The sequence below is a fragment of the Rhodoferax sp. genome, assembly GCF_028714215.1.
Classification (GTDB): Bacteria; Pseudomonadota; Gammaproteobacteria; order Burkholderiales; family Burkholderiaceae_C; genus Rhodoferax.
Genome location: NZ_JAQTMS010000059.1, coordinates 21,184 through 33,220 on the forward strand (window position 1 = coordinate 21,184; position 12,037 = coordinate 33,220).

The following is a 12,037-nucleotide window of genomic DNA, read 5'->3' on the forward strand; positions in this document are numbered from 1 at the left end:
CATCAATGTTGATTTGGAGGATTACCACTGATGAGGTCTTTACGAGACAAAAATCGCCGGCCAACGCATCCGGGTGCGGTGCTGCGTGAGGACGTGTTACCCGCGTTGAACATGACGCAAACCGAGTTGGCCGGCTTGCTGGGTGTGAGTCGTCTCAGCGTGTCCGAGTTGTTGCACGAAAAGCGTGCTTTGTCGCCGGACATGGCGGTTCGGATAGCGACCTTGCTGAATACCAGCGCTGAGAGCTGGTTGCGCATGCAGGAGGCCGTTGAGCTTTGGGTTGTGCGCCAGCATCCAGCCAAAATGGCGGCCGTGAAGCCGCTTGCGCGGGATCGACTCGCGCTGAATTTTTCCTCATGACCCCTCCTGCTGCCGCCAGGCCATCCTGGCCGCATCGACGATGTGCTGGGCGTCCACGCCGAAGAAGTGGCGCAGCGCGGCACGCGTGTCGCTGCGGCCGAAACCGTCGGTACCCAGGGTGATGTAGCGCCGGCCTTGCGGGACGAAGGCGCGAATGCTCTCCGGTACGGCCTTGACGTAGTCGGTGGCGGCGACGATGGGGCCGCCGCTTGGTTGCAGCAAGGTGGTGATGAAAGGCGGCGGCACATCTTGTTGCCCTTGCAGTTGGCACCGCTGCTGCGCCTGGCCGTCGCGCGTCAGTTCGCTCCAGCTTGTGACGCTGAACACCTCCACCTCAAAGCCCTGGCTCGCAAGCCGTTCGGCGGCCCGGATCGCCTCGTTCAGTATGGCGCCGGAGCCCAGCAGGGTCACGGTCCTCGATGCAGCCGAGCCTGGCTCGCCGTTCGCTGCTGCCTTGTAGCTGCCAAAACGATAGCAACCGCGCAGCACTTGGTCTTCCACGCCGGCCGGCAGATCGGGCTGCGCGTAGTTCTCGTTCATCAGCGTGATGTAGTAGAAGACGTTCTTCTGCGCCAGCAGCATCTCGCGCATGCCGGCGTCCACGATCACCGCCAGCTCGCCGGCAAAGGCCGGGTCGTAGGCTTTGCAATTGGGGATCGTCGCGGCCAGCAGATGGCTGCTGCCGTCCTGATGCTGCAGGCCTTCGCCGCCCAGCGTGGTGCGCCCCGACGTGGCGCCCAGCAGGAAGCCGCGCGCCTGCTGGTCGGCGGCCGCCCAGATCTGGTCGCCGACGCGCTGAAAACCGAACATCGAGTAGTAGATGTAGAACGGCAGCATCGCCAGGCCGTGCACGCTGTAGCTGGTGGCCGCCGCGGTCCAACTGGCGATGGCGCCCGCTTCGTTGATGCCTTCTTCCAGGATCTGGCCGTCCAGTGCCTCGCGGTAGCTCAGCACCGAGCCGATGTCTTCCGGCGAATAGCGTTGCCCCACGCTGGAATAGATGCCCACCTGTTTGAACAGATTGGCCATGCCAAAGGTGCGCGCTTCATCGGCCACGATGGGCACGATGCGCGGACCCAGTTCCGGGTCTTTCAGCAAGGCGCCCAGCATGCGCACAAAAGCCATGGTGGTGCTCATTTCCTTGCCGGCGGCCTGCAAGGCAAAGTTGGCGTAGCCGGCCAGTGCCGGCACCGCTACCGGCGCGCAAGCGGTCTCGCGGCGTGGCAGGTAGCCGCCCAGTTGCCGGCGCCGGCCTTGCAGGTACTGCATCTCGGGGCTGTCGGCGGCCGGTTTGTAGAAGGCCAGTGAGGTGGCCTGCGCGTCGCTCAGCGGCAGATGGAAGCGGTCGCGAAATTCCAGCAACTCCTCGTCGCCCAATTTCTTCTGCGAGTGGGTGGTCATCTTGCCTTGCCCGGCGGCCCCCATGCCGTAGCCTTTCTTGGTGTGCGCCAGGATGACGCTGGGCTGTCCGCGATGGCTGGCGGCGGCGCAGTACGCGGCATGGATCTTGACCAGATCGTGGCCGCCGCGTTTCAGGCGGTCGATTTCCTCGTCGGTCATGCCTTGCGCCAGCCGCTTGAGTTCCTCGTTCTGGCCGAAGAAGTTGTCGCGGTTGAAGCGCCCGTCGCGGGTCGCGAAGGTCTGCATCTGGCCGTCCACCGTCCTGGCGAAAGCGCGCGCCAGCGCGCCCGTGCTGTCGCGGGCAAACAAGCCGTCCCAGTCGCTGCCCCACACCAGTTTGATGACGTTCCAGCCGGCCCCGGAAAACAGTTTCTCCAGCTCGTCGATGATGCGGCCGTTGCCGCGCACCGGGCCGTCCAGGCGCTGCAGGTTGCAGTTGACGACCCAGACCAGGTTGTCCAGGCCCTCGCGCGCGGCCAGCGTCAGCGCGCTCATCGATTCGGGCTCGTCCATCTCGCCGTCGCCGAAAACGCCCCACACCTTGCGCCCCGCGCAGTCCAGCAGGCGGCGGTGGCTCAGGTAGCGCATGAAGCGCGCCTGGTAGATCGAACTGATCGGGCCGATGCCCATGGAGCCGGTCGGAAACTGCCAGAAGTCGGGCATCAGGTAGGGGTGCGGATAGCTGCACAGGCCGCGCCCAGCGCTGGCGCCGCTGGCCGCCGGTGCCGTCAGTTCCTGGCGGTAATGGGCCAGATCGCCCTCGCTGAGGCGGCCTTCCAGAAAAGCGCGGGCATAGACGCCGGGCGAGCTGTGCGGCTGGAAGAACACCAGATCGCCGCGCTGCTGGCCCTCACCGGTGCCTTCGCGCGCATGAAAAAAGTGGTTGAAGCCAACCTCGAAAAGATCGGCCGCGCTGGCATAGCTGGCAATGTGGCCGCCCAGATCGCCGTAACGCTGGTTGGCACGCACCACCATGGCCAGCGCGTTCCAGCGCATCAGGGAGGCCAGCCGCTCCTCGATCGCCAGATCGCCGGGGAAGGTCGCTTGCTGTTCAACGCCAATGGTGTTGACGTAGGGGGTGCAGAGTTGGGCATGCCAGCCGATGCGGGCCTCATGCGCCACGCGGGTCAGCTCGTCGAGCAACTGGCGCGCACGCTCAGGCCCCTGCGTGGCTGCCACGGCCCTGAGCGCGTCGCGCCATTCAAGCGTTTCCTGCGGGTCGGGATCGATGAGGGGGGAGGGGTCGAGCAGGGCAGGGCTGGGTAGGGAGGCGTTCATGGGGTGCTGGCGCAGCTTGGCTAAGCTTGAAACTATAAGGCGACCGCTGCCGCACGGGCAGCTCTTTTAGGCCATTGGGGCGCTTCATTGAAGCATAAAATTCTTTCAAACCAAAGATTACTGGCAGAAAATGAAACTAAGTACCAAAGACATCCGGATCCTGAGCGAATTGCAGGCCGATGGCGCGCTGACCAATGTGGACCTGGCGCGCCGCGTGCACCTTTCACCCTCGCCCTGTCTGGCCCGGGTCAAGGCGCTGGAAGCATCGGGTGTGATTGCCCGCTACGTTGCCCTGCTCGATCCGGTCAAGCTGGGCCTGGGGCTCAACGTGTTCATCTCCATCAGCCTGACGGCGCAGAACAAGGCTTCGCTGTCCGAATTCGAACGCCGCATCGCCGAGCACGATGAAGTCATGGAGTGCTATCTGATGACCGGCGACAGCGACTATCTGATCCGCGTCGCGGTGGCCGATATCGCGGCCCTGGAAAAATTCATCATCGAGCAACTCACGCCGATCCCCGGCATTGAAAAAATCAGATCCAGCTTTGCCCTCAAGCAGGTCCGCTACAAAACCGCGCTGCCGCTGCCCACCGGGTCGCATGCCGGCTGAGTCGGGCGTTGACTGCGGGGTTTGAGCAGCAAGACTTCCGCCGGCAATACCTTCCGTGCAATTTGCATTCAGTACCTGAAAATGGTACCATGAACCTATGAAGCAGAGGCACCGGAGAACTGTCGAATTGATCTTTGCCCGACCAACCAGCGCGAATATCCAATGGCGGGATATTGAAGGTCTGTTTGTTGAATTAGGCGCGGAGATCGAAGAGCGGGCGGGTAGCCGGGTCTCTGTATTTTTGTTTCAGGAGGTGCGGGTGTTTCACCGCCCACATCCTTCCCCGAATACGGACAAGGGTGCCGTGGCAGGTATCCGCAAGTGGCTTGAGCAGCACGGAGTTGAACCATGAACGTAATGACGGTTGACGATTTTCACGCAACGATTGAATTCGACCCTGATCTCGATCTCTTTCGGGGCGAGATTCTGGGTCTTAACGGCGGCGCCGATTTTTATGGAAAAAATCCAAAAGAATTGCGTGCCGAATTCAAGCGCTCACTCCAGGTTTTTCTTGAGGTCTGTGCTGAGAAGGGCATTCAGCCAAGGCGTCATTTTTCAGGCAAGTTCAACTTGCGAATTTCCCCGGATTTGCACGAGAAGCTGGCAATCGCTGCACAAGCCCAGGGGAAAAGCATCAACACCTTGGCGCAGGAAGCGTTGCGGGAGTGCGTTGCTGGGTGAGGTGCCAAGTTCGACCGACGGTGCCGCAAGACTGTCAGTCCTCCCGGCCTGCCGGAACCGGGCTTGCGTGACGAAGGTAGTCCGCCAACTGGCGGCCGGCGTCGGCCAGTTGGCCCTGGTTGACGATGGTGCAGTCGGCGCGCAGTGCCCGAAAGCGCGCGTTGCGGGCCAGCCGCGCGGCCACCTCCTGCGGCGCGTCGCGTCCGCGCTGTGCCAGGCGCAGCGCAAGCTGCTGCGCTTCGGCCACGACGTGCACCACCCGCAACTGCGCGGCGCCGGGCAGACCGTCCACATGCTGGCGCGAACCATTCACCACCACCACTCGTCCGGCCGCCACCTCGGCGGCGTAATGCGCACTGACGCCGTAGTGAAAACCATGCGCCTGCCAGCGCCAGGCCAGCGCACCCGAATTCAGCATGCGGGCAAACTGCTGCGGCGTCACCGCGTCGTGCTCCGAGTCGGGCCGCGACGCGCGAGTCACCAGGCGGCGCGCAAAGACAATGTCGGGCCAATCGGCCAGATGCCGGGTAGCCCAGTTCATCACGCTGTCCTTGCCGGCACCCGAGGGACCGCAGACAAACACCCAAAGCCCGCTCATGCAGTCATCTCCACATCGGCGACCCGTACCAACGGCTGACCCGGCGCCGTCTCGACAAACAGGCACAAACGGTCCAGCAGCAGGGGTGCCGTTGCATTCAACTGCGCTACCGGCTCAAGCACCGCCTGCATCACCCGCTGCGCATCCGGCGCGGCCAGCGGACCGCTCAGGCTGAAATGGAATCGAAAGCGCTCCAGCACATAGGGGTAGCCATAAAGCTGCAGCAATTCCTGCTCGCGCGCATCGAGTGGCGCGCTAAGCCGGCGTGCCAGCTCGGCCGCCGACAGGGGCGCACGCAAGGCATCGAGCGCGGTCACGCACTGCGCCGCCAGGGCCACCAGTTCCTCCGGGGGTGTGATCGGCACCAGTGCCACAAAATCGCCAAGCGTGGTCACCCGCAAAGGCCCCAGCGCCACTGGCCTGAGTCTGGCCGCCAGCGTCTGCATCTGCGCCAGTAAGTCGGCGACGTTGTGCTCGGCGCGCAAGCGAATGGGCGCTTTCAGGGTGGCGTGAAAACCATAGCGGCGCGGCTCCGCCGTGATGGCCTGCAAGTCAGTGGCCGAGAACTGCGACAGCTCCGGCGGCGCCAGCGGCGCACCGTTGCACTCGTCGCGGCCCAGCCAGTGGGCGCCGAACTGCCACCAGGGGGAGTGGCGCTGCGGTGAAAAATAGATGGCGTAGCGCGCCGTCATGCGGCGTCTCCCGCATGCACCACCAGTTGCACCCGGTCGCCGCAAAAAACCGTCTCGCCATACTTGACCGGCCGGCCCTCCAGGTCGACGTCGACCGACTCCACGCACAGCAGCGGCCGGGTGCTTGGCTGCTTGAGCAGGCGCGCCGTCTCCTCGCTGGGCATCTGGGTGGTGATGCGGCTTTGCGCGCGCAGATAGTCCTGCACGCCAAAATGTTTCAGGATTTCGGTGCTGCGCATGCCCTCGGAGAGCATCTCCAGCAGCCCGGCAAAGCGTTGCGCCGGGTAATAGGCGGTGGCCAGGCCGATCGGCTCGCCGTTGCCCTCGTCCAGCAGTTCCACCATCAACACCTTGGCGCCCTTGTCGAGCTTGAGTTCAGTGGCCACCCGCGGCGTTGCCGGCGTCTCGCGCGCCGTCAGCAACTGCTTGCTGGGCAACAGACCTTTGCGCATCAGGTTTTCGCTGAAGCGGGTGCGGCTGGTCAGCGCGTAGTCCAGCAGCTCGTGCTGCACAAAGGTGCCGCGCCCAGGCTCGATGCGCACCAGCCCGTCCGTTTGCAGCGCGGCCACGGCCTGGCGCAAGGTATGGCGATTGACGGCGAAGCGCGCCGAGAGTTCGATCTCGCCGGGCAGGCGACCGGTGTCGGCATAGGCGCGATCCCGAATCTCGGTGCTCAGCGTGTCGGCAATCTGGCGCCACACGGTCACGCCGCTGCGCCGCCCGGGGGCACTGGAGGTGAGTTGTCCGAAGGTCATGAATCGTTCCTGGTGTGGCAGTGAGGGGCAGGGCGCGCGCGTCGCTTCAAATGACGCGCTCGGTCTGCCGACTCTAGCCACTGATTTAGACATCCGTATGACAATTGTCTACAAGCCGCCGCCCACGCGCAGCACGGCGCCGGTGGCATAGGAAGCCTCGGCCGAGAGCAGCCAGACAATGGCGCGCGCGATTTCCGGCGGCTCGGCCAGCCGCTGCAGCGGGATGCGCGGCGCGATGCGCAGCGGCCGCTGGGGGTCGCCGGCGGCGGCGTGTATGCCGGTCAGGGTGGACCCCGGAGCGACCGCATTGACGCGAATGCCGCAGCTCGCCACTTCCTTGGCCAAACCGAGGGTGAAGGCGTCGACGCCAGCCTTGCTGGCGGCGTAATGCACGTACTCGCCGGCGCTGCCGGTGCTTGCCGCCACCGAGGACACATTGACGATGGCGCCGCCTGTCCCACCCAGTGCCGTCGACATGCGGCGCACCGCCTCGCGGCAGCACAACATGCAGCCCAGCAGATTCACGTCCAGCACCCGGCGCAGCGTCGCCAGGTCCACGTCTTCCAGGCGCGTCAGCTTTCCGGTGGTGCCGGCGTTGCACACCAGCGCATTGACAGGGCCCAACTGCGCCGTGGCTTCATCGAACATGCGCTGCACGTCGGCCTCCTGCGCGATGTCGGCCTGCAGCGCATGGGCGCGCCCACCGGCGGCCTCGATCTGCGCCACCAGGGCCAGCGCGGCGTCGCGGTCCTGCACATAGTTGACGCCCACGGCATAGCCGGCTTGCGCCGCCAATACCGACGTGGCGGCGCCAATGCCGCGCGAACCGCCCGTCACAATCACTGCCTGTGCCATGGGTTACCTCTTAGAAGCTGCTTACACATGGATCGCCATGCCGTCGAACGCCAGGGCGGCGCCTAATCCGTCATGCATCCTCAATATCTCGTCCGACGCATGCGTCAAGACCATGGCCGCAACGGTCAGGCGTTGCCGGTTGGCCATCAGCAGGTCGTGCGTCAGATGCGTGCGGGTGGGAGTCTGGTCCAGGTAGCACTCGGCGATCAGCAGATCGGCGCCGTCGCAGGCCTCGACGAGGTCCTCGGTCCAGCCGGTGTCGCCGGTATAGACCAGGCTGCGGTCGGCGTGCGTGACGCGCACGATGGACGGCCTGGTTTCGGGCACATGCAGTGCCGGCCAGCTCTTGACCGTGATGCCGCGGAACTGGGCGGCAACCCGGTGTTCCAGCTCCACATAATCCAGTTGGAAGCGCGGTTTCAGTGGCGCCGAGCCGGGAAACAGCACCTCCAGCAAACGGTTGATGTGGTGTTCGGTGCCGACCGGGCCGGCGATCACCAGCGGCCGGGTGCGCCGCGAAACCGCCATCGCATGCACCAGCAAGAAGGCGACGCCGGCACAGTGGTCGCCGTGAAAGTGCGTCAGGACGATGGCATCGATGGCATCCGGATCGACGCCGTTGGCGCGCATGCCCACCATCGCTGAAGCGCCGCAATCGATCAAAAAGCGCTGGCTGCTGGATTCAACGTGGATGCAGGTCTGTAGCCGGCCGCCGCTGCCGAAGGCGTCGCCGGCGCCGAGAAAGCGCACGACCAGATTTGTTTTCATGTCCGTCCTCCAAAACGGTCTGGCGGCGGCGCCCCCATTTTCACAGGGGCGGCGCGGGAAAGGAGAACAGTTTGCCCGAACCGGCTCACTGGTAGGCCGGCGCTTCGGCTTCCAGCGGAATGGTCAGCGCCTTGCGGTCCGGAATGTTGACGCCGCCGCGCACCGTGCCGCGCTGGATGTTGATCCAGCGCTCGGCCAGCGAGGTGGGCAGTTCGCGGCCGTCCGGCAGCGAGAGCCACATGCGCATCAGGTGGCGTTTCTTCGAGGCGTCCGGCCAGTCCTCGAAAGCGGTGCGGGCGTGCAGCACCACGTGGTTGTGAACGAACTGGAAATCGCCCTGCTCGAACGGGATGTGAACGGCAAACGCCGGATCGCCGCACAGCTTCAGGTAGTAGTCGAAGGCCTCCACTTGCAGGGCCGTCATTTGCGGCGCGTCGGTGAAGCGTTTGGCCGATTCCACGTAGTTGGGTAGCGGCGCGTAGGCGTTGAAGACGCCGTTGGCCCAGGAGAACACCGGCATGCGGACCCACGGCATCTTGCCTTCGGGAATTTCGCCGCGGCGGTCGAACAGCACCGGTTCGTAGAGCGCGTGGCACAGGTCGGGGCGCTGCCTGAGCATCTCGTCATGCACCGAGATCGCGCTGACGATGGCGCTGGCGCCGCCGCGCTTGGCCGTGTTGATGCAGACCAGGCCGACGACGTCGCAGCCGTCGGAGTGGAAGCCCAGGTCCACCGCGGTCTGGGTGATGCGCTTGGAGTAGTCGTTGACGTCGGTGCCGATGTCGATCACATGGCCCAGCATGTGGCCGTTGCGGTTTTGCGGCACCGGGTCGCCGATGTGCCGCGACAGGCCGAAGTAGATGCGGGTCAGCGTTTCCCGGTCGTAGCGCTGCACCGGCAGGCCCCGCATGTAGCCGAAGCCATAGTTGGTCAGCAGGTCGGCGCGCAGCGCGGCGATCTTGTTCGCCAGCAGCGGCAGGGGGAAATTCTCCTTCGTGATCTGGAGAATTTCCAGACCGTCGTTGCGGCTGCGCTGGGCCGCCGCCTCCAACTCCGCAACTTCTTCTTCGGTGAGTCGGTGGATCCAGCGCTGATCCTGTGCCAGGTCGGCGGCGCGCCAGGCCATGGGGCCGCCGACAATGCCGGGTGCATATTGAATGGGTGTGCTGTTCATGTGAATTTTCCAAAATGGTGAGAACGGTGGTGCGCAGCTTGGGAGCGCGGGAGCTGCGTGATCCCGCCATGAATGGGGGGCGAACTATTTCAGCAAGGCATTCGCCTCGCTGCTCATTTGCTGCATGGCGTCCTTGGGTGTCAGCTTCAGGGACACCACCGCTTCGAGCTTGTCGGTCACCACATCGCTGATCTTGATGCCCATGGCGCCCGGAAAACCCAGCCAAGGCGCGGCGCGCGAGAGCTGGGCCAGGCTGACGCGGGCATTGGGTGTCTTGGCGTAGTAGTCGCCCAGCAAGGTGGGCGTCTCGATGGCGACCTTGCTGCTGGGGTTGTAGCCGGTGAAGCGCACCATGGTGGTCTGGCCGAGGGCGCCGGTGGCGAACTTCATGTAGGCCCAGGCCGCTTTTTGCTTGGCCGCGTCTTTCGTCAGCAGCATCGCGGTGGCGCCGCCGGAGACCAGCCGGGCGTTGGCGTCGGGTGTCGGGAACGGCGCCGTGCGCAGCGTGAATTTATTGCCGATCTGTTTCGTCACCAGGGTCAGTTCGGCTGACGAGCTGAACTGCATCGCGATCAGTCCGGCGCTGAAATCCTGGCGTCCCTGTTCGCGCGAATAATTGGGCATCTTGGCGCGAACGCTCAGGTCGCGCAGCAGCTCCAGGGTTTTCAGGCCGGCCGGCGAATTGAAGGCAATGGCCTTGCCGTCGGGCGTTAGCAGGCTGGCGCCGTGGGTGCTGAGCAGGGACTGCCAGATGTAGGTGCCGGCGGTCGACCAATGCAGGTACATGCTCTTGGTATTGCCGCCCAGTTGATTGACCTTCTCCGACAACTCCATGACCTGCTCCCAGGTTTTCGGCAGGTGCTCAGCATCGCCGCCGGCGCGGCGGATCAGGTCGACGTTGTAGTAGGCGATCGGGGTCGAGATGGCAAACGGCATGCCGTATTGCGCGCCGCCGATCTGGCTGGTCGCCAGCATCGCCGGGATGTAGCCCTCTTTCTCGAAATCGGGGTCGCTTCGGATGAACGAATCGAGTGGCACCGCCAGGCCGCGGTTGACGAACTGGTTCATCAGGTTGGTGCCGTTGTAGACCACGTCGGGGACGGAGCCGGCCACGGCGCCGCGGAACACCGCCGTCGCCACCTCGTCGTAGTGCTTGGCCGGCGCCAGCAGGTTGACCTTGATGTCGGGGTGCTTGGCCATGAAGTCCTTGGCGATGGTTTCGTGCGCCTCCTTGAACAGGTGCGGCAGGCCGTACAGGATGTTGATCTCGGTGACCGCATAAGCGGATCGACCGAGCGATAGCAAGAGCACGAACAGAAGGGACAGGGCTTTCATGGGATCTCCGGTGAAAAGTTGAACAGGCAGTGGATTACGGGGGGCTGGCGAGCGACAGGCCGGCGATGAACTTCTCGCGGGCCAGCATGAAGATGACGATCATGGGTGTCATGATGAGCAGCGCGCCGGCCATCAGCGCGCCGTAATCGGAACCGGCCTCGTCGCTCTGGAACAGCATGACGCCGTAGGGCGGCGTTGCCATGCCGACCGAGCGCGTCACCACCGACGGCCAGAGCAGGTCGTTCCAGTGATGGGCGAAGGAATAAATGCTGAAGGCGCCGATCGCCGGCCATACCAGCGGCAGCATGATCGTGAGCAGAATCTCGAACTCGTCCAGGCCGTCCAGTCGGGCCGCTTCGATGACGTCGTCGCTCACCCGTGAAAACACCTGGCGCATCAGAAATATGCCGAAGGCGGAAATGGTCCACGGCACGATCAGGCCGGCGTAGCTGTCGATCAACTGCGCTTTGCTGGCCAGGATGAACAGCGGCAGGGTCAACGCGGTGGTCGGTATCACCAAGGCGATCAGCACCAGGCCCAGCAGCAGCGAGCGGCCGGCGAACTTGAGCTTGGCCAGGGCGTAGGCGCAAGGCACCATGATCAGCAACTGGCAGATCAGGATGCCGCTGCAGACCACAACACCGTTCAGCAGAAAGCGCAGCAAGGGCATCTGCGTCAAGGCCAGCCGGTAGTTGCGAACGAAGGCCAGGTGGTCCGGCAGCAGCCGCAGTTGCGCGGTGAAGATCTCCTCCGGCGGCCGCAGCGAAATGGACAACGCCCACAAAAATGGCGCCAGGATGAAAAGCGCTCCGGCGATCAGCAGCAGATGGCGCAGCGCTTCGGCCAGCCGTGATGTCCGGCGCGTCATGGCGCGCTCCCCGGGTTTTGGGTCCGCGCAAATTGCAGGGCGCTGAGCAGCGCCAGGATGGCGATGAAGACGACCGTCACGGCGGCCGCGTAGTTGGTTCTGAAAAACACGAAGCCCTCCTGGTAAATGGTGTAGATCAGGAACTGGGTCGACTTGCCGGGGCCGCCTTGCGTCAGCATGGCCACCGTTTCAAAGGACTGGAAGGCGTGGATGCCGGCGATCACGAACAGGAACAGCGTCATGGCGCCCAGATGCGGCCAGACCACCAGCCAGAAGCGCTCCCAGGGCGCTCCGGCCCCCTCCACCTGGGCGGCGTCGAGCAGGTCGCGCGGAATGTCGCGCAGCGCCGACAAGAAGAAGATCGCGTTGAAGCCGATGCGCTCCCAGATGCCGATGACGGCCAGCGTGGGCAGGGCCCAGGCACTTTCCTTCAGCCAGTTGGGACCCGCTATGCCGATCGTCTTGAGCAGCAGGTTGAACAGCCCGCTGCCGGGGTGCAGCAGCATCTGCCAGGCCACCGCCGCCGCCGCCAGCGAGGCGATGGTGGGCAAAAAATAAAGGGTGCGGTACAGCGTCTGGCCGGCCCGGCTGCCATGGATCAGCAGTGCCACGCCCAGCCCGGCGCCCACCGATGCCGGCACCACCAGGATCACGTACAGCAG

General features: G+C 64.6%; 14 protein-coding genes. 4 read left to right on the forward strand and 10 right to left on the reverse strand.

The window, feature by feature from the left end:
* Positions 1-30 precede the first annotated feature (30 nt).
* Positions 31-360 carry a HigA family addiction module antitoxin gene (locus tag PHS32_RS20250; RefSeq protein ID WP_301080982.1) on the forward strand — a complete coding sequence of 110 codons (330 nt, stop codon included), beginning with the start codon at positions 31-33 and terminating at the stop codon, positions 358-360.
* Here the strand turns inward: PHS32_RS20250 and mdeB are convergent.
* A complete protein-coding gene (gene mdeB / locus PHS32_RS20255; RefSeq protein WP_301080983.1) occupies positions 355-3,039 on the reverse strand; it encodes an alpha-ketoglutarate dehydrogenase in 2,685 nt (894 codons plus the stop codon). The two genes, PHS32_RS20250 and mdeB, sit on opposite strands and share 6 nt — an antisense overlap.
* 130 nt (positions 3,040-3,169) lie before the next feature.
* Between mdeB and PHS32_RS20260 the strand changes: the two genes are divergently transcribed.
* The 3 genes from PHS32_RS20260 to PHS32_RS20270 all read left to right on the forward strand — a co-directional run bounded on the left by PHS32_RS20260 (position 3,170) and on the right by PHS32_RS20270 (position 4,330).
* Positions 3,170-3,649, forward strand: coding sequence for an Lrp/AsnC family transcriptional regulator (locus PHS32_RS20260; protein ID WP_301080985.1), 480 nt, complete (start codon positions 3,170-3,172; stop codon positions 3,647-3,649).
* Between the two features lie 127 nt (positions 3,650-3,776).
* Entirely contained in the window at positions 3,777-4,001 is a 225-nt protein-coding gene (locus tag PHS32_RS20265; protein WP_301080986.1) for a type II toxin-antitoxin system HicA family toxin, read from the forward strand.
* Positions 3,998-4,330 (forward strand): type II toxin-antitoxin system HicB family antitoxin, encoded by a 333-nt coding sequence (locus tag PHS32_RS20270; protein WP_301080988.1) that lies wholly within the window; start codon positions 3,998-4,000, stop codon positions 4,328-4,330. Before PHS32_RS20265 ends, PHS32_RS20270 begins: the two co-directional genes overlap by 4 nt.
* Before the next feature lie 34 nt (positions 4,331-4,364).
* On the opposite strand, the gene phnN is transcribed toward PHS32_RS20270, so the two are convergent.
* The 9 genes from phnN to PHS32_RS20315 form a co-directional block, all read right to left on the reverse strand.
* Positions 4,365-4,928 (reverse strand): phosphonate metabolism protein/1,5-bisphosphokinase (PRPP-forming) PhnN, encoded by a 564-nt coding sequence (gene phnN / locus PHS32_RS20275; protein WP_301080990.1) that lies wholly within the window; start codon positions 4,926-4,928, stop codon positions 4,365-4,367.
* Positions 4,925-5,620: a DUF1045 domain-containing protein gene (locus PHS32_RS20280; protein ID WP_301080991.1), complete on the reverse strand. Its 696-nt coding sequence runs from the start codon at positions 5,618-5,620 to the stop codon at positions 4,925-4,927. The genes phnN and PHS32_RS20280 overlap by 4 nt, the downstream gene beginning before the upstream one ends.
* A complete protein-coding gene (gene phnF, locus PHS32_RS20285; protein ID WP_301080994.1) occupies positions 5,617-6,375 on the reverse strand; it encodes a phosphonate metabolism transcriptional regulator PhnF in 759 nt (252 codons plus the stop codon). Before phnF ends, PHS32_RS20280 begins: the two co-directional genes overlap by 4 nt.
* A 108-nt stretch (positions 6,376-6,483) precedes the next feature.
* Entirely contained in the window at positions 6,484-7,230 is a 747-nt protein-coding gene (locus tag PHS32_RS20290) for an SDR family oxidoreductase (protein WP_301080997.1), read from the reverse strand.
* A gap of 21 nt (positions 7,231-7,251) precedes the next feature.
* Entirely contained in the window at positions 7,252-7,998 is a 747-nt protein-coding gene (locus tag PHS32_RS20295) for an MBL fold metallo-hydrolase (RefSeq protein ID WP_301080998.1), read from the reverse strand.
* A gap of 85 nt (positions 7,999-8,083) precedes the next feature.
* Complete coding sequence (locus PHS32_RS20300; protein ID WP_301081000.1) at positions 8,084-9,172, reverse strand: TauD/TfdA family dioxygenase; 1,089 nt, start codon at positions 9,170-9,172, stop codon at positions 8,084-8,086.
* A gap of 84 nt (positions 9,173-9,256) precedes the next feature.
* On the reverse strand, positions 9,257-10,507 hold the full coding sequence (locus tag PHS32_RS20305; RefSeq protein WP_301081001.1) for an ABC transporter substrate-binding protein: 1,251 nt from the start codon (positions 10,505-10,507) through the stop codon (positions 9,257-9,259).
* 34 nt (positions 10,508-10,541) lie between these two features.
* Entirely contained in the window at positions 10,542-11,375 is an 834-nt protein-coding gene (locus tag PHS32_RS20310) for a carbohydrate ABC transporter permease (protein WP_301081002.1), read from the reverse strand.
* On the reverse strand, positions 11,372-12,037 hold a 666-nt coding region (locus PHS32_RS20315), incomplete at its 5' end, for a sugar ABC transporter permease (protein WP_301081004.1). The genes PHS32_RS20315 and PHS32_RS20310, both read right to left, overlap by 4 nt.